Here is a 17,339-nt window from a genome sequence, read left to right as displayed (position 1 = left end):
ATAATTTTACTATTTTTGATAACCAATGAGCTAATTTTGTGCGAAGTTGATAATATATGAAGCGATTATATGTTATTAATGCTTATAAAGACATGAGCCGACGCAAGAAATTAAACGTACTGATACCCATTGTGATACTGATGTTTGTGGGTGCCTATGCCAAGCATCGCCTTATAGATCGCAAGCAACAGGCCGCCGGCCGATTGCAGGATAAAGTGATGGACGAAACGTCGGGCATTGCAGCATCAACCCTTAACCCCGATATTTATTACGTACACAACGATAGCGGCGATACCAGCCGTTTTTTTGCCATAACGCCCGATGGCAAGCTGCGCACCACCATATATTACCGTGGCCATAAGCAGCACCTTGGAGCGCTGGATGTAGAAGACATAGACGTTGGCCCCGGCCCCGCAAAAGGCAAAAGCTATGTTTACGTTGGCGACATAGGCGACAATTCGTCCCAACGGAAATTCATTACCATTTACCGCACAGAAGAGAAAAAATCCTGGGGGAAGGACAGTGTGGCCAATACCGTCCCTGTTCCTATCAACCTGCAATACCCGGGCGGCCCGCGCGATGCCGAAACCATGATGATAGACCCGCTGGAGAAGCTGATATACATCGTATCTAAACGTGGCGACAGTGTGGGCGTTTACACCTCGCCTCTCAACTACCGCAACGACGATACCGTTACCATGACCTTTCGCACCAAGCTGTTCTTTAAAGGCATACGCCCCTTTAAATGGATTACGGCGGGGGATATTTCTAAAGATGGAACCCGCATTTTGCTGAAAAGCTACGAGAAAGTATATTATTGGACGCGCCGCCCTAATGAAGCCGTTTGGCAGGCCATGCAGCGCCCCCCACGCGAACTGCCGTACAAGCAGGAAAAACAAGGCGAAGCGATAGGCTTTACGCCCGATGGCAGAGGCTACTATACCACCAGCGAGGGCGTGTACTCGCCCATTTATTATTACGACGTACCGAATTAACTGCAGTTAGTTTTTTACCGCACCCGCGTACCCGCTCATATATTCCCTCGGCGATTTGCCTGTAATGGCCTTAAACACGTAGTTGAAATTGGTAATGCTGCTAAAACCGCAGCTGTAGGCTACATCGGCAATGTTGTTGAGGCTGCCGTTTACCAGCAGTTTGCAGGCTTCGTTTACCCTCACCTTGTTTACGAATGCGATGAAGGTGGTGCGGGTGTGCTTCTTAAAATACCGGCAGAATGCGTTGGGCGTTAAATGCGCCAGCCGGGCAACTTCATCCAGCGTGAGGGCATTACTATAGTTGTGCATAATGTAATTGTACACCGATGCGATGCGGGCACCTTCGGGGTCGGTCATGGAGTAGGGGTAATTCCCGGATGATAACGGTTCTATACCTTCCAGCAAGCTCATCGCATTCAGCATATCTATCAGCAAAGCCAGCTGCGCGGCTCCATTTGCATATTGTATCTTCTGTATCATGGCCCAAAAAGCTACAGCGGCATCTGCAGGTATCTTAAAACCGCTTTGCCATTGGGTAAAAAAGCTTTTCAGCAGGGCCATTTCCGGCAGGCCAAAAAGAGCAGTCAATTGCCCGTTGGGGTTAAAAAAAACACTGATGGCTCTCACCTGCTTATCGCTCCCCTCGGCAAAATATTCGGGACTGCTTTTAAACAAGTGTGGCTGGTTAGCACCCAATACATATACGTCCCCACTACCAAAAACGTGCATGCTATTGCCCGCAAGCAGCGTACCCTCGCCCTGTTGTATCCAGGTTACCTGTATTTCGGCATGGCGATGCAGGTGCGGATAAAAATGCGGCAATTCCTCCTCCTGCACAATAATGCTTTGCCCATGCGGCACCGGTATGGTAAAGGGGAGGACTTTCATGGGTTATTGGTTAAGCCCCCTCTAAATCTCCCCCTGAAGGGGGAGACTTTTTAAGCCCCCCCCTTCAGGGGAGGGTTGGGAGGGGCAGTTAATATCGGTTAGGTGAAAATTGGTCAATATTAGTTGATACTTGCTTTTCGTTAAGCACTTCTTCAATTAGTTTACCTGTTGCTGGTGCTAAGCTTAGGCCCATCATGCCGTGGCCGGTGGCTATGGCTACATTGCTATACCTGGCCGACGTGCCGATATAAGGCAAGCCATCGGGCGAGCAGGGGCGGAAACCGTACCAGATATCTTTTACTTGCGGCGTAGCGGGTTTAAAGCCTGGGAAATATTTGGGGATAGATTCTACGATACCCGCTACGCGGTTCATGTTTATCTTATCATTTATCTTGCCTATTTCCATGGTGCCGCCAAAGCGGATGCTGCTATTCATGGGGGTTACCGATACCCTCGCCTCGCACAGCAGCGCCGGGATACTCATCCGTTTCTGTGGTTCATCAACCATAAAAGAATAGCCTTTGCCCGGCATCAACGGAACGTTAAGCCCGGCAAGTTTAGCAATCGCCGGCGACCATGCACCACCCGCAATCAGGTATTTATCCGCCTTAAAACTTCTATCATTACTTTGCACGGATACCACTTTACCTTGATCGCGTTCGATATGCGTAACCGGTGTATTTCGATGAATCTTTACGCCTGCTGCTTCGAGGTATTTCACTAAACCCGCCATCAGTTTATTGGGATACAGATGCGCATCGCAATGGTAATGCACAGCACCTAATACGTCCGTATCAATCTCGGGCTGCAAAGCGCGAACTTCATCGGCAGTAAGGTTTTGCGCGTCGAGCCCAAGCGCTCTTGCCTTTTCGGCGGTATGGTGTTCTTCATCTTCAAATTTGGCAGTTTTATATAGCATCAGGATGCCCTTGTCCTCCAGTCCGAAGTCAAAGCCCGCCGTTTTATCAAAATCCAGATATAGCTTTTTGCTCAGGAGCGAAAGGTCGCGCAGGGCCACTGCCGAGCGTTCCACATGTTTTTTATTGGCTGCCTTTAAAAATTTAAGTCCCCAGCCAATCAGCTCGGGATTTAAAGAAGGTTTTACGTAGAACGGACTCTTGCTATCGAACATCCAGCGGATGCCTTGCTCTATCATGCCCGGCGCGGCCAATGGTATAAAATGGCTGGGCACTATCATGCCCGCATTGCCAAACGAGGCATTGTCGCTCAGGTTGCCCTGCTCTAGTATTTCTACTTCACAGCCTGCTTTGTGCAGGTAATAAGCTGAAAAAAGGCCTATTATTCCGCCTCCTATGATGGTTGTTTTACTCATGAATTTTATCAGAGCGTCATTGCGAGGAACGAAGCAATCTCCCGGCTTTGCATCGGCGCCATGCGTGCTTGCATGTCCTGTGCAGAGATTGCTTCGTTCCTCGCAATGACGCGGTGGTTATTGTATTTATGTGTTTCTATATCACCTGAAACCCAAACGCGTACGGGTCATCCTCGTCATCAATTTTGATGGTGTTGTAGCCGTACACTTTTGCCCAGCCTTCTATGCCGGGTATAATGGCGGGCTTGCCGCCTAACGTTACTTCATCCTCTACCGTGCCAATGAACTGGCTGCCGATAATACTTTCGTGGATGAACTGGTCGCCTTTTTTGAGTTTGCCCTTGGCATGCCATTGCGCCATACGTGCCGATGTACCTGTGCCGCAGGGCGAGCGGTCTATCGCTTTATCGCCATAAAAAACGGCGTTGCGGGCGGTTGCCTCGGGCGAGATAGTCTTGCCTGCCCACAGGATATGCGTGCAGGTGTTGATTGTCGGATTTTCGGGGTGGACGAAGGTGTATTTTTCGTTGATGCGCGTGCGCAACACCCTGCTCCAGGAAATCAGCTGGTCGGCGGTGTAGTTTTCCAGTCCGGCAAAGTTCACTTGCGGGTCTACTATCGCGTAGAAGTTGCCACCGTAGGCCACATCAACAGTGAGCATGCCCAAATCAGGGCATTCTACTTCCAATCCTTCCGAATCGAGGTACGAGGCTACGTTAACCAACTTTACTGATTTTACCTTACCGCCTACTTGTCTATAGGATATCAGCACCAAGCCGGCGGGTGCTTCCATGCGGATAATACCCGGAGTTTTGGGGGTGATAAGCCCTTCCTCCACCGCGATGGTGATGGTACCTATGGTGCCGTGCCCGCACATAGGCAGGCAGCCGCTGGTTTCGATGAACAGTACGGCTACATCGTTAGCCGGATCATGAGGAGGGTACAGAATGCTGCCGCTCATCATATCGTGCCCACGCGGCTCAAACATCAGGCCTTTGCGTATCCAGTCGTACTCTTTTAAGAAGTGCTGGCGCTTCTCGCTCATATTGGTGCCCGTTAAATTGGGGCCGCCACCGGCAACCAGCCTCACCGGGTTACCGCAGGTATGCGCGTCGATACAGAAGAATGTTTTAGTCATTTCATTTGGGTGAGTGGTGAGTAGTTGAGTGGTGAGTGGTTGGTTTAGTGGTTATAATGCATTTACTACTGTTCAGCTATGCAACCACTCACCACTCTCCATTTACCTCTCACCTATTTACTCCATTCATTATTAAATAGCCGCCAAATGCCCAGCGGGTTTTCGTCTTTAAGGGCATCAGGCAGTAGCGCATTGTCCCAGTTTTGCCAGGCTACCGGGCGCACAAAACGCTTGATAGCACCAGTACCTACCGATGTAAACCTGCTATCGGATGTTGCCGGGAAAGGGCCGCCATGCTGCATGGCGTTACCTACCTCCACGCCTGTTGGCGGGCCGTTCAATATCACGCGACCGGCTATGGCCGATAGTTTATTAACGATAGGTTCGTACAAGGCCAGTTCTTCCCTTTCGGCCATGATGGTAGCGGTTAGCTGCCCATGCAGCGAGCTGATAACGGTTTCTAACTGCGCCATATCATCGGCAACTACCAGCATGCTGTAGGGACCGAATACTTCTTCTTTGAATTTATCATCGGCCAGAAAATCTGAAGCAGCTATTTCGCTTACCACAGCCAATGCCTGGTTTGCGCTTCCGGTATTCAACTTTTCCGACTGCCCAATAACCACTACGGCATGGTTACCCAGCCTTTCTTCGGAAAGTTTTTGGTAATTGCTGCAGATACCCGCAGTGAGCATAGTAGCGGAGTTTACATTTACGATAGATGCGCCAAGGGCTGCTTTGAACCTGTCTAAGCCTTCGGATCTCATCGCCAGCAATAAGCCCGGGTTGGTACAAAACTGCCCCGCACTCATGGTGATAGATTCGCCGTAGGTTTTAGCCAGTTCTTCGGCACGGTTTTGCAAGGCCTGTGGCAATAATATTACCGGGTTGATGCTGCCCATTTCGGCAAATACAGGGATAGGCTCATCGCGTTCGCGGGCCATTTTCACCAATGCCATGCCCCCTTTTAGCGAACCGGTAAAGGTCACGATTTTTGTTTTGGGATGCTTTACCAACGTTTCGCCAACGGCGTAACCATCATCGAACAGGTGAGAGAAAACGCCATCAGGCAGGTTATGCTTTTTAGCTGCCCGCATAATTACCCCGGCAACCAATGCGCTGGCACCAGGATGTGCCGGATGCGCCTTCACTACCACCGGGCAACCAGCAGCCAAAGCCGAAACGGTATCGCCACCGGCAACTGAGAACGCCATCGGGAAGTTGCTCGCACCAAATACCACAGCGGGACCAATAGGCACCAGCATTTTGCGAATATCCACACGAGGCAGCGGCGTCCTATCGGGGATGGCGGTATCTATCACAGCATCTACCCAACTGCCTTCTTCCAGCAGGCTGGCGTACATGTTCAGTTGACCTGTCGTTCTGCCACGCTCGCCCGTTAAACGGGGAATAGGCAAGCCGGTTTCTGCTGCGCAGCGATTGAGCAATTCATCGCCCAGTGCCGTTATGCCTTCGGCAATGCTGCGTAAAAAGGCAGCCTTTGTCTTGGCATCGGTATGGCGGTAAACGGCAAATGCTTTATCGGCCAGTTGCATGGCCGCATCCGCATCGGCAGTGGTTGCTACCGCAAAATCGCCGTCCAGCTCGGTTTCGTTTGCAGGGCTCAACGCCCTGAAGCTTTTACCGGTTGGGGGTATTAACGAATATCCTATTATATTTTGCGTGTTCATGTGTTAGTTTTAGAACCTGTTTAAACAGTCCGTCATTGCGAGCGAAGCGTGGCAACCATCGGCAGGCAGGTCGGATTTACAGGACGGCTCTGCTTGCCGAGGATTGCTTTGTCGCCCCACCTCCTTAGCCAGCCCACCGCTTCTCGCAATGACGTGGAGGTGTTTGGGCACTTCTTGGCTCTTGGCTCTTATTTCTTGACTCTCTCCCTTAACTCACCCCGGTTACATCCACTTCCGCTTCCACACCCCAGCTGCCAACAGGCAATTCGGGGCGGTTTTTAACGGCGTGGTTAATCACTTTTAGAACCCTTTCGCGCTCGTCGCCTGTTATTTTTAAGCGCGGTAAGCGCACGGTTTCGGTGCCCAGGCCGGTTACGCTTTCGGCAAGCTTGATGTATTGTACCAGTTTTGGGTGGATATCCAGCTCCAGCACAGGCAAAAACCAGCGGTAGATGGCCAGAGCCTCCTGCATACGTTCGGCTTTAGCCAAACGGTAAACAGCTACGGTTTCGCGCGGGAAAGCATCAACCAAACCGGCTATCCAACCATCGGCACCCATAAAAAGGCTTTCGAGGGCCAGGGTGTCAACACCTGTCATGATAGCGAACCTATCGCCGAAACGGTTGATCATACGGGTAACGTTGCTTACGTCGCGGGTTGATTCTTTTACCGCCTGTATGTTCGGGTATGCCGATAGCTCTTCAAACATATCCAGCGTAACCTCTATCTTATAATCGTAGGGGTTGTTGTATATCATGATGGGCAGGTGCGTGCTTTGGGCCACATCGGCAAAATACTTCACAGTTTCGGCATCGTCGGCTTTGTAACGCAACGGTGGCAGCATCATCAGGCCATCGGCACCGTATTTTTCGGCGTTTTTGGCGCAAAGCAAGGCAGCTTTAGTAGTTTGCTCAGCTATGTTCAATATCACATAGGCGCGTTTGTCAACCAGCTTTACGGTATGCTCCAGCAAGGCCAACTTTTCCTCGTCGGTAAGCACACTTGCTTCGCCCAGCGAACCACCCAATACAAAGCCATTTGCGCCGGCTTCTATCTGCGCTTCGATGTTCTTGTCGAACGCTTCGAAATCCAATTCATCGTTATCGGTAAACTTCGTGGTTACCGCGGGGAATACCCCTTTCCATACTATACTCATAATGCTCAGCCCCCTAACCCCCTGAAGGGGGAATTTTTGATTTACTTATTTATTAATTAATGTGTTCTCCTTTTTAAGCCCTCCCCTTCAGGGCCTGCCTGCCGGTAGGCAGGGAGGGTTTGGGTGGGGCTACCTACTTCACCCTCAACAACAGCACCCCGTGCGGTGCTACGCTGGCTTTAAAATCACCTGCGCTTTTGGCGATATCTTTTTGCTGCCATACATTGCGGATACTGGTGTACGCACCCGCTGTTTGGCTATCCAACGTAATGGTTTGGTACTTGTCGCTCAGGTTGAAGAGGCCGATTGCTCTGCTGCCGTCTTTCATCTGTTTTACCCATATCTGGTAAGTATCGGTCTTTACCACCTGGCGGGCGGCTTTGCCCAGGGCATCCTGATCTATCGCCAGCACCTCGCTGTTGGTAAGCAGGTTAAGGGTGAATTTATCCAGTGCACCCATATCGCAACCTATCAATAGTGGTACCGACTGCAAGCTCCACAGACTGATGTGCGTATATTGCTCATCGGCAGTAAGGCGGCTGTTATGCAGGGTTGGTCCCCAGCCCACTTTGCCTACAACCAGCATATCGGGGTCGTTAAAATGGCCGGGCTGCGCAAATTTGGCGGCCTCGTCCTGGTTAAAACCAATCTGCGACATACTCCTCCAGGTATCTTCTATATCGCCGGTGGTCCGCCAGCTATTGCCGCCGGTTTCGGCACCCCACTCCCATACCTTGCCCCAGCCATATTGGCAAAAACTCAGCATAATATCGCGGTGTACCTTATCCAGCGATGCGCGGATTACCTGGTAAGGTTTCTTCAAATCATCAAGCGATGGCTTCGAAGCTGTTACTTCGCTGTAAGAGCACCAGTCGTATTTCAGGTAATCGATACCCCAGTCGCCATAGGTTTGGGCATCCTGATCCTCGTGCTGCCAGCTGCCTAAGTAGCCGCCGCAAGTAGTTGGACCGGGCGATGAGTAAATCCCCATCTTCAAGCCCAGGCTGTGCACATAGGCTGTTGTTGCTTTCATATCCGGGAACTTGCTGTTGGTGGTGATCGCGCCGTTTGGCAGGCGTTTGTCTATTTCCCATCCATCATCTATGTTCACGTAGTTCCAGCCGTAAGCGGCCAGTTTTTCTATCATGGTGTTGGCGGCGGTGCGCACGCGGGCATCATCCACGCTCAGGCCAAAGGCATTCCAGCTATTCCAGCCCAAAGCGGGCGTCAGGCCGATTTTATCGCCTATGCTGATGGTGAATTTTTTGCCCGTACTGCCCAAGGCATTGCTTGCCATAAGCGTTACAAAGTATTCGCCCTTTGGGGTGACTACGCCGGTAATAATGCCGGTCTTGCTATCCAGCGTTAACCCTTTTGGCAAACCTGCAGCTTTATAGGTAATGGGTTTTTGCCCCGTTGCCGGGATGAGGTACAAGAAGGGATTGCCCGGCCTTGCGCCATAAACCTCGGGCCCATTTATTTTTGGCTGCGCCGATGGCTCGGGCGTAAGAATGTACGGCGTACTTTCTATCTTCGAAATTTTGGTTCCCGATAGGCTATCGGTAAACTCATAGCTCAATACGTACGATTTCTTCTCGAGTAATGCAGCATTAAAGGTATAAGTGAAAGGTTTGTGGTTTGTGAAAGCAGCGTTGTTTGCTTTTTGATAAAGCACTTTGCCGTCCTCAGGGTCCGTCATCTTAAATTCGAGGATGCCCTTATATTTGTAGCTGCCTCTGGCTACGAGTTTGATGGATTTACCTAAGGATTTTTTTTCACCGTAAAAAAAATCCGCATCACTATTAATGGTAACATAGTCCATGATATCATTCATGCTGATGCTGAACTGGTTGCCGTACAGGCCGCCATCGCCGCCGGTATCGAATATGCGGATGGCTATCACGTTCTCCTTATCCCACAAAATAGCGGGGTTGTTGGTGGCCAGCACATAGCGGCGCGGGCCGTAATGGCCTTCTTTGATATTGCTGCCGGTTTTGGCTACCAGTTTGCCGTTGAGGTACACCTCGTCGTTATCGTCTACGTTCTGCAAATCAAAACGGAGGCTATCCTTTAAATAGGCATTGTTTTTTAATGATGCGGGGATAGTTACATGCAGGCGGTACCAGCCAAAACCGTTACGGTCGGGGTAGCCTTGCCGCTCCCAGGATTTAGCCACATCGATGGGTTTCCATTGGCTGTCGTCATAGGTTTGGTCACTGTAAATGGTGCTGTCGCCGGGCATGAATTTCCAGCCGGTGGCGAGCGAAACCTGCGCATCGGCTTTTGCAAAGCAGGCCAGCAGGAACAAAATGGCGAATATCTTTTTCATTTGATAGAGATTTGGTTATCGGCTGATAATATCGACATATTTTACCTGTTCAGGAAACCAAACCATCATCTCTCCTTTGCCCCGGTTGGCCCATGCATAGTATGGTATAGCCGTAAGGGTCTTTGCTTCGGTGCTTACTATTTGCTTATCGGCATCTATATTGATGGCTTTCACATTGGCCTTCAAAACGGTCACCCCATTAAGCAGGCCCGCATCAAATTGAGAAGTAAATACCGCATCCTTCGGGATGATGATGTTACTGGCCAACCCGCCATTGTCTGTCCATTCAGCCGCATACATCAGCGGACCGCGTTGCAGGGCTATCCTACCTGCATCGTTGGGCAGTTTATCGCTGGCTACAACGCGCTGCACATCCATCGGCAGCAGCATTTCTACCTTATCTCCCTTCTTCCATTTCTTGCTGATGACGGCGTAGCCCCTTTCTATTTGGTATTCTACCGGCTGGCCGTTCAGTTTAATAACTACTTTTTTGTTGAGCGGCTGCTGATAGCTGTACAGATCTGATGGTACGGCCTGATTCTGCGCCCAGCCGGGGATACGTATCTTGAGGTTCATATCCATAGCCGATGCCGGGTTGATAATAAAGGCAAGTCCGCCATCCCAGGGGTAATTGTTTTGCTGGGTTATCTGCAAAGTCTTATTGTTTACCAGCATGCTGCCCGTGCCGCTGATGAACAGGTTCACGAACACATCCTTGCCGTTCTGCGCATAAATGTAGCCCGGCACCGAGGGTATGAGCCTGGCAATATTGGTTGGACAGCAAGAGCACACGAACCAGCCCGAACGCTCGCGCTCAATATCGGGGTGATTAAAATGCTCCTGTATTTGCATGGCATTAGTATAGAAGAACGATTTACCATCCAGCCCAACGCCCGAGATAAGGCCGTTATAAAGCACTTTTTCCAGCACATCTATGTATTTAGAATCGCCGTGCAGCAAAAACATGCGCTGGTTCCAGAACACGCTGCCAATGGCGGCGCAGGTTTCGTTATAGGCGGTGGTGTTTGGCAGCTCGTAATTATCGCCGAAACGTTCGCCATCGCCAACAGCGCCGATGCTGCCTTGTACGTACATTTTTTTACCTACCATGTTATCCCATATCTTATCTATGGCGGCCAGGTATTCCTTATCGCCTGTTAAGGCAGCCACATCGGCCATACCCGAGTACAGGTACATGGCGCGCACGGCGTGGCCCTCGGCCTCATCCTGGTTGATGACGGGTTTATCGTCCTGGTAGTAGGTGCCGTTTTCCCAAACGTTTTTACTTTTCTTGTTATATGGCTTTTTGCCACGCTGATCTATAAAAAATTTAGCCAGATCGAGGTATTCCTTTTTCCCGGTGATGCGGTAAAGGCGTACCAGGCCCATCTCCACAATTTCGTGGCCCGGGGCAACTGCCCTTTTTCCGGGACCGAAAGTCTGTACCAGCAAGTCGGCATTCTTTAAAGCGATATTGAGGAAGTTGCGTTTGCCTGTCGCCATAAAGTGCGCGGCTGCGCCCTCATACATGTGGCCGGCGCAGTATAGTTCGTGACTCTGTTCGTTCTCTTTTACCCAGCGCTCGGGGCCTGCCGCCCCACCTGGATGCAATGGGTCGATAGTGCGGTAGGTGTACAAATAGCCATCCTTTTCCTGCGCCTTGCCAACTACTGTAATCAGCGAATCGAGGTAGGCATCCAATTGCTTATCGGGATGTACCGCAAGCGAGTATGAGGCGCCTTCGATGGTTTTGTAGATATCGGTATCATCAAAAGGGTAAACGGTGCAAAACTTGCCCTTGCCCTCGGCCGCCATCTCAAAGTTCTTTATCCTGCCCGTGGTTTTGCAACGGTCGAACGATGCCGGGATGGTTACCGTGCGATTGGTTTCGATGCGCGAGGTCCAGAATTTATCCGTCAGTGTAACCTTGGTAAAGGCAACAGGCTGTATAGGATAGTCATGCATCTGCGCAAAGGCCGAAGTACCACCAAAGGCTAAAAGCAAAAAAAGGAGCTTCTTCATGGGCAACAGGATAATTTGATAGCTAAAGGTAAAGCTATTCAAAAGTAAGGGAAAATGAGCGGCTTATCGATTAGTTTTTATCTGATTGTAACTAAATATTACCATCATAATCAACAACGATAGCCAAGTTGCGATAAAATACAAGCAATTCACAATTTGTTGATTTATATAGTACTTTGTATTGCATAATACTATATTAAACATATATCTTTGTGGAAATTAAAATTCAACCCATACAATGAAAACAAAAAACAACATTTTAAAAGCGGGCATACTGGCTGTTGCTTTGATACTGGCAGGCAGCACCATCAGCTTTGCGCAGTGCGACAAACCGGTAAAATTAACCTCTTCGGTAACCACCTACCTGAATGATAAGGGTGAAGTGGAAAGGACAGCCGATGAACAAACCGTGGTGACCCTATCCAAAACGGAAATAACCATAACACCGGGCGACCATATGATGAATGGCAGCGTTACCGAATATACCTGCAACTGGACAACCCCTTTCAAAGAAGGCAAAACAACCCTGAAGGCCCTGCTAACCGATGGCAACAACGACCTGCACGTAAACATCACCATCGAGGGTAAAGACGGAAAAGTTACGCTCACGTTTACCGCCGATGAGATGCCCGGTAAAAAGATACAGGTAGTGGCCAATACATTCGAATAATCCTCTTAATCATAACACATGAAAAATCTAAAGAAAATAGTGCTGGCCTTCGTATTGGTACTGGCAGGCACAACAATCAGCTTTGCACAATGCGACAAGCCGGTATTCCTGGCATCATCGACAACCAATTACTACAACGCCAAAGGCGAACTGCAGCGCACTAAGGACGAAGAGACGCTAATCACCCTCACCAAAACCGAAGTGATTATTGCACCTGGCGATGAGGAACACAAAATGACCGGCCCCATAAAATCTTACAGTTGCAACTGGACGATGCCTTATAAAGAAGGCAAAACGGTAGTAACTTCCGTATTTACCGATGGAGGGAAAGAGCTTAACGCCACCATTACCATTGAAGGCAAAGGAGGCAAAGTTACCGTAACTATGGTAGCTGCCGAAATGCCCGATATGAAGATACAGGTGGTGGCAGATAAGTTTGAATAAGCGCGGCCACACTTACTTGTTTATTTAACCACAAAGGGCGCAAAGCGAGAAACACAAAGAGCACAAAGTATTTACAGACCGCTTAAAAAACTTTGTGCTCTTTGTGTAAATAAGCGTGCAATTCTTTGTGCCCTTTGTGGTTAAATATTTTAAAGCTACAACTGCTTTATCTTGATATTCCTATAATTCACATCAAAACCATGATCCTGCAATAGCAGGTGGCCTTTCGCAGCTTCGCCGAAATCTTTCCAAACTTTGTATTTGCTGATGGCTACCAGATCGCGGTAGGCTTGCGAGCCACGGTCGTACTCCAGCACTTTGATGCCGTTTAGGTAATGCTCTACGTGGTTATTGGGATACACTACAATGCGACCGATGTTCCAGGCGCCTATGGGGTGCACGAAGCGGGTCTGCTTTTTGGCGGGGATAAGGTCGTAAAGGGACGCCAGGGTGCGGTTGCCGTCGCGGCCAAGCTTGGCATCGGGGTGCACGGCATCATCAAGCACCTGGTACTCCAGGCCTATGGCCGAGCCGGTAGTTTTCTCGCTGAGGGTAACAAAATATTTCAATCCACTATTGGCACCGGTTACCATTTTGAATTCGAACGACAAATCGAACGCAGCATACTCCCCGTCCGTAACAATGTCGCCGCCATTGGTAGCTTCGCCACCTACCGAGCCCAGTACCGAAATGGTGCCACCTTTTACGCTCCAGCCCTTTGCCGGGAAAGTAGCAGCAGTTGCGCTGTGCCAGCCCTTATTGCTTTTACCATCAAACAGCAGTTTCCAGCCGCCGTGCTCCTCAAAATCTGATAGCTTATTGGGTACCAGGTTCACTACGTAAGCGTCTTCGGAAAATGGCTGCAGGCTTAGCTTGCCCGTTTTTATCTGGATGTTCTTGAAATATATCTTCTTGCCTGCCTGCCCGGCTTCGCTTATGGCGTGCACCTGCAAGCCTATAAAACCTTTGTTATCCAATGTATCTACCACAAAGGCTTTGGCTACGCCGTTTACCCAGGTTTTGGTGGTATTACCAATGCACTCTATTTTGATGTGGTTGTATTCGCCGGTTTTCCAAAGCTCTTTGGCTTTGCCGTTTAGTTCCATGGGGTATAGCCAGTCGCGGCGGCCTTCGTCGTAGATGCCGCCGGTCCAGCTGCGGTCGCTGGGGTCCACTTCGCATTGCTTGCCGTAAACCAGGCCCTTGCCTTCGTGGCCGGCAGGGTTGTAATGGCTGCGTACCTGCACGCCCGAGTTGGTGAGGTTGCTTTCGGTCATCACATCCAGTTCCAGCACAAAATCGCCGTATTCCTTCTCAGTTACCAAAAAGGTATTGCCGCTGTTAAGCACCGCCGTACCGATGATTACGCCGTTGTCCACAACGTACTCCGCATTGCCCGCCAGTTTTTTCCAGCCTTTTAAGGTTTTACCGTCGAACAGGCTGGTATAGCCGGGTTTTGTTTGTGCCGATGCTGCCTGTATGCCGATGCTTGCAGCAGCGGCTAGTATCCATATTTTTAGGTTGTTCTTCATTGTATTTGGTTGATGTTTTTATTCAATTTGCTATAAAAAGCGGGGGCTCCGTGCGATTCCCCTCTTGAGAGGGGGCAGGGGTGTGTTAGCCGATATGCATTGCAAACGTACCATTGTGGCAAACACACCCCTCCCCTCGCTCTTGCCCGTCGCGCGTCCTCTCTAGAGGGGATTTTAAAAAAAGCCTTTACACCTTCAAATCCCATCCCGGCTCATAATCCCTTGTCCAAAGCTTCATGGCTTCGGGGTCGTGCAGGATGTGGCCGTTGGTTGGGTCGCAGTTAAGCACCCTGCCCATGCGTTGGGCAATGTTGCCCAGTTGCGGTATCACGGTAGATTTATGGCCGTTGATGATGGTTTGGTTCAGCTGCGTATCGCCCTGTATTGAGGTAATGAAATTTTGCAGGTGCACTCTATCCAATAGTTCGGTAGGGCTCACTTTATTGCCCGCATCTACCGGGGTTTCGTCTTTTATTTCTTTTACCAGTTTATTATTGTAATCGAAAACCTGGTAGCCGTTGCCGCCGCCGTAGTTGATAGTGCCTTTATCGCCATAAAACACTACGCCGCGACCCACGCCTTCGGAATTGAAACTATTGCAACTGCGGCCCTCCCAGCTTAAGGCGGTGTTGTTGGGGAAGTTGGCCAGTATGGTTTGCGTATCGGGAGTTTCCCAATCGTCCTTAAAGGCAAAGCGCCCGCCTGATGAGGTTACCCTATCCGGGAAATCCACGCCAAGGCCCCAGCGCATCACGTCAATTTCGTGCGTGCCGTTGTTAAGGGCCTCTCCTGTCCCCCAGTTCCAATGCCAGTGCCAGTTGTAATGTATCAGGTTATCTTTATAAGCCTTGCGCGGCGCGTAGCCCTGCCATAGTTCGTAATTCAAGTTGGAGGGCACCGGCGCAGGCTTGCCGAAACCGATGGATTTGCGGTTGTTTACATACCAGCCCCTCGCAAAATACGCCCTGCCGATGATGCCGTCGTGCAGTTCCTGCACCATCTTCTGTACGTTATTGAACGATCGCCTTTGGCTGCCCATCTGCACCAGCTTGTTGTATTTAGCCGCGGCTGCAATGGCCATTTCGCCCTCGTGCGGGTTGTGGCTGCAGGGTTTCTCTACATACACATGCTTACCGGCCTGGCAAGCCAGGATGGTGGCGGGTGCGTGCCAATGGTCGGGCGCGGCTATTACCAGGGCATCCAGATCCTTCTTTTCTAATAGCTGGCGTACATCAGTAATGCCTTTTGGCCGTTTGCCGGTTATCTTTTCTATTTCGGCGATGCATTTATCCATCGCTTTGCTGTCTACATCGCAAATGTAGCCTATCTCGGCATCGGGTATGGCAGCCAGCTTTGCCGCCAAAAAGGCGCCGCGACTGTTTACGCCCATCACGCCTAAAACTACTTTTTTATTGGGCGAGCCTTTAAATACGCCGCCCATGGCCATTTGCGAGCCAACAAGGAAACTGGTGCCGGTAACGGCCATGTTCTGGATAAATCTTCTGCGTTGCATAAAACCGGGTTTGGTAAATGTATTTGCGGTAATTGGTAAGGGCTAATTTAGGTTTTTATGTATTTAGTTGTTTGTAACATTAATACATAAATTGGAAAAGGACTCTCCTTACGCATTCAAAGTAACCCATAGCATAATACATTCTGTAAAAACAATTCGAAATAAAACCTCGCTTTGTGCCCTTTGTGTTTTTTTCCTTTGTGGACTTTGTGGTAAAATTTAACCACAAAGCGCACAAAGATTTTTCACAAAGGGCACAAAGTCATGTGTCGGCCAAATTTCAATTTGTTGTTCAGTCGTGGTTGATGTTTTTGAAGCTGCACCCATTACGGTTTCGCCGTGTAGAGGTTCGGGCCGCTAAAGCCCACAAAAAAAGCAGGCCCCGTACCACCGGGACCTGCTCAAACGAAAACTCTAACTCACAAAATCAAAACTTATATATCGTCTCTGGCGATGTATAACTTATAGATGCTTTTGGCGGCCAATAGTTTAATTGCGGTAAAAAAATAAGCCTTTTACGCAGATAATTTTTTTTAGCTTATGTTTGCTTCAAATTACAACGCCACCAAAGCGATTCATTGCAGATGCTGAACATCGACGAGATCAAAAAACCTATTGCTGCAGAAATTGATGTGTTCGAAGAGAAATTCAAGGTTTCCATGCAAAGCTCGGTACCCCTGCTGGATCGCATTACCCATTACATCGTAAAACGCAAGGGCAAACAAATACGCCCTATGTTCGTGTTTTTTTCGGCCAGTATATGCGGGGGCATCAACGAAAGCACCCATCGCGGGGCCGCATTGGTAGAACTGCTGCACACGGCTTCGCTGGTGCACGATGATGTGGTTGATAACTCCTACCAACGACGTGGCTTCTTCTCTATCAACGCTTTATGGAAAAATAAGATAGCCGTTTTGGTGGGCGATTACCTGTTATCCAAGGGCTTGCTGCTATCGATTGATAACGGCGACTTTGCTTTGCTCAAGATCGTATCTGAAGCGGTGAAGCAAATGAGCGAGGGCGAACTGCTGCAGATAGAAAAAGTGCGCCGCATGGATATTGGCGAACCGGTTTATTACGAGGTTATCCGCCAGAAAACCGCATCGCTCATCGCCTCCTGCTGTGCCTGCGGTGCAGCATCTGCCGGTGCCGACGACGAAACCGTAGAAAAAATGCGCCTCTTCGGCGAGCATATCGGCATCGCTTTCCAGATAAAAGATGACATGTTCGATTTCGGTACCGACGATGTGGGCAAGCCCGTGGGCATCGATATCAAAGAAAAGAAAGTCACCCTGCCGCTTATCTACGCGCTAAACAACAGCAGCCCCGCCGATAAGAAGCGCATGATAAACCTGGTGAAAAACCATAACGACGACCCAAAAAAAATTGCCGAGATCGTAAGCTTCGTAAAACAAAAAGGCGGACTGGAATACTCGGAGATACAAATGAAAAAATACCAGGAAAGCGCCTTCGCTATACTGGATACCTTCCCCGAAGGCCCTGCCCGCACGGGCCTGCAGCAACTGGTGAGGTTTACTACGGAGCGGAGTAAATAATAGGCTGCGTCGCTTTTAATTCCCCTCTCGAGAGGGGGCGCGGTGGATTGTGCGGTTGCAGGGGTGTGTTTG

Annotated in this window: 13 protein-coding genes; 4 read left to right on the top strand and 9 right to left on the bottom strand. The window is 49.8% G+C overall.

Annotation, left to right across the window (positions count from 1 at the left end; all coding sequences use genetic code 11):
* Positions 1 to 56 precede the first annotated feature (56 nt).
* Positions 57 to 995 carry a hypothetical protein gene (locus AC1DYT_RS17250; RefSeq protein ID WP_477470803.1) on the top strand — a complete coding sequence of 313 codons (939 nt, stop codon included), beginning with the start codon at positions 57 to 59 and terminating at the stop codon, positions 993 to 995.
* A gap of 6 nt (positions 996 to 1,001) precedes the next feature.
* On the opposite strand, the gene AC1DYT_RS17245 is transcribed toward AC1DYT_RS17250, so the two are convergent.
* The 7 genes from AC1DYT_RS17245 to AC1DYT_RS17215 all read right to left on the bottom strand — a co-directional run bounded on the left by AC1DYT_RS17245 (position 1,002) and on the right by AC1DYT_RS17215 (position 11,552).
* On the bottom strand, positions 1,002 to 1,883 hold the full coding sequence (locus tag AC1DYT_RS17245) for an AraC family transcriptional regulator (protein ID WP_477470802.1): 882 nt from the start codon (positions 1,881 to 1,883) through the stop codon (positions 1,002 to 1,004).
* 88 nt (positions 1,884 to 1,971) lie between these two features.
* On the bottom strand, positions 1,972 to 3,216 hold the full coding sequence (locus AC1DYT_RS17240; protein ID WP_477470801.1) for an NAD(P)/FAD-dependent oxidoreductase: 1,245 nt from the start codon (positions 3,214 to 3,216) through the stop codon (positions 1,972 to 1,974).
* Positions 3,217 to 3,352: 136 nt separating this feature from the next.
* Complete coding sequence (locus AC1DYT_RS17235) at positions 3,353 to 4,354, bottom strand: 4-hydroxyproline epimerase (RefSeq protein WP_477470800.1); 1,002 nt, start codon at positions 4,352 to 4,354, stop codon at positions 3,353 to 3,355.
* Between the two features lie 113 nt (positions 4,355 to 4,467).
* Positions 4,468 to 6,045: an aldehyde dehydrogenase (NADP(+)) gene (locus AC1DYT_RS17230; protein ID WP_477470799.1), complete on the bottom strand. Its 1,578-nt coding sequence runs from the start codon at positions 6,043 to 6,045 to the stop codon at positions 4,468 to 4,470.
* Between the two features lie 208 nt (positions 6,046 to 6,253).
* Positions 6,254 to 7,201 carry a dihydrodipicolinate synthase family protein gene (locus AC1DYT_RS17225; protein WP_477470798.1) on the bottom strand — a complete coding sequence of 316 codons (948 nt, stop codon included), beginning with the start codon at positions 7,199 to 7,201 and terminating at the stop codon, positions 6,254 to 6,256.
* 133 nt (positions 7,202 to 7,334) lie between these two features.
* Positions 7,335 to 9,530, bottom strand: a complete 2,196-nt coding sequence (locus AC1DYT_RS17220; RefSeq protein WP_477470797.1) for a putative Ig domain-containing protein — start codon at positions 9,528 to 9,530, stop codon at positions 7,335 to 7,337.
* Between the two features lie 15 nt (positions 9,531 to 9,545).
* Positions 9,546 to 11,552, bottom strand: coding sequence for a glycoside hydrolase family 127 protein (locus tag AC1DYT_RS17215; RefSeq protein ID WP_477470796.1), 2,007 nt, complete (start codon positions 11,550 to 11,552; stop codon positions 9,546 to 9,548).
* Positions 11,553 to 11,790: 238 nt separating this feature from the next.
* Between AC1DYT_RS17215 and AC1DYT_RS17210 the strand changes: the two genes are divergently transcribed.
* Entirely contained in the window at positions 11,791 to 12,222 is a 432-nt protein-coding gene (locus AC1DYT_RS17210) for a hypothetical protein (RefSeq protein ID WP_477470795.1), read from the top strand.
* Between the two features lie 18 nt (positions 12,223 to 12,240).
* Positions 12,241 to 12,666, top strand: a complete 426-nt coding sequence (locus AC1DYT_RS17205; RefSeq protein WP_477470794.1) for a hypothetical protein — start codon at positions 12,241 to 12,243, stop codon at positions 12,664 to 12,666.
* A 155-nt stretch (positions 12,667 to 12,821) separates the two neighbouring features.
* On the opposite strand, the gene AC1DYT_RS17200 is transcribed toward AC1DYT_RS17205, so the two are convergent.
* Together AC1DYT_RS17200 and AC1DYT_RS17195 are read right to left on the bottom strand one after the other, a co-directional pair.
* The gene (locus AC1DYT_RS17200) at positions 12,822 to 14,198 is read right to left on the bottom strand and encodes a 3-keto-disaccharide hydrolase (RefSeq protein WP_477470793.1); all 1,377 of its coding nucleotides are present in this window, start codon (positions 14,196 to 14,198) and stop codon (positions 12,822 to 12,824) included.
* Positions 14,199 to 14,385: 187 nt separating this feature from the next.
* Positions 14,386 to 15,711, bottom strand: a complete 1,326-nt coding sequence (locus tag AC1DYT_RS17195; RefSeq protein ID WP_477470792.1) for a Gfo/Idh/MocA family protein — start codon at positions 15,709 to 15,711, stop codon at positions 14,386 to 14,388.
* 584 nt (positions 15,712 to 16,295) lie between these two features.
* Here AC1DYT_RS17195 and AC1DYT_RS17190 point away from each other — a divergent pair.
* On the top strand, positions 16,296 to 17,267 hold the full coding sequence (locus tag AC1DYT_RS17190) for a polyprenyl synthetase family protein (RefSeq protein WP_477470791.1): 972 nt from the start codon (positions 16,296 to 16,298) through the stop codon (positions 17,265 to 17,267).
* Positions 17,268 to 17,339 lie beyond the last annotated feature (72 nt).

The organism is Mucilaginibacter sp. P1_D10, from assembly GCF_056406215.1.
The sequence above is the reverse complement of the archived record's forward strand: the minus strand, read 5'-3'. Positions and strand labels throughout refer to the sequence as shown.

Coding starts and splice junctions, on each gene's coding strand:
- AC1DYT_RS17250 (WP_477470803.1), top strand. CDS start 57: ATGAAGCGATTATATGTTATTAATGCTTATAAAGACATGAGCCGACGC.
- AC1DYT_RS17245 (WP_477470802.1), bottom strand. CDS start 1,883: ATGAAAGTCCTCCCCTTTACCATACCGGTGCCGCATGGGCAAAGCATT.
- AC1DYT_RS17240 (WP_477470801.1), bottom strand. CDS start 3,216: ATGAGTAAAACAACCATCATAGGAGGCGGAATAATAGGCCTTTTTTCA.
- AC1DYT_RS17235 (WP_477470800.1), bottom strand. CDS start 4,354: ATGACTAAAACATTCTTCTGTATCGACGCGCATACCTGCGGTAACCCG.
- AC1DYT_RS17230 (WP_477470799.1), bottom strand. CDS start 6,045: ATGAACACGCAAAATATAATAGGATATTCGTTAATACCCCCAACCGGT.
- AC1DYT_RS17225 (WP_477470798.1), bottom strand. CDS start 7,201: ATGAGTATAGTATGGAAAGGGGTATTCCCCGCGGTAACCACGAAGTTT.
- AC1DYT_RS17220 (WP_477470797.1), bottom strand. CDS start 9,530: ATGAAAAAGATATTCGCCATTTTGTTCCTGCTGGCCTGCTTTGCAAAA.
- AC1DYT_RS17215 (WP_477470796.1), bottom strand. CDS start 11,552: ATGAAGAAGCTCCTTTTTTTGCTTTTAGCCTTTGGTGGTACTTCGGCC.
- AC1DYT_RS17210 (WP_477470795.1), top strand. CDS start 11,791: ATGAAAACAAAAAACAACATTTTAAAAGCGGGCATACTGGCTGTTGCT.
- AC1DYT_RS17205 (WP_477470794.1), top strand. CDS start 12,241: ATGAAAAATCTAAAGAAAATAGTGCTGGCCTTCGTATTGGTACTGGCA.
- AC1DYT_RS17200 (WP_477470793.1), bottom strand. CDS start 14,198: ATGAAGAACAACCTAAAAATATGGATACTAGCCGCTGCTGCAAGCATC.
- AC1DYT_RS17195 (WP_477470792.1), bottom strand. CDS start 15,711: ATGCAACGCAGAAGATTTATCCAGAACATGGCCGTTACCGGCACCAGT.
- AC1DYT_RS17190 (WP_477470791.1), top strand. CDS start 16,296: ATGCTGAACATCGACGAGATCAAAAAACCTATTGCTGCAGAAATTGAT.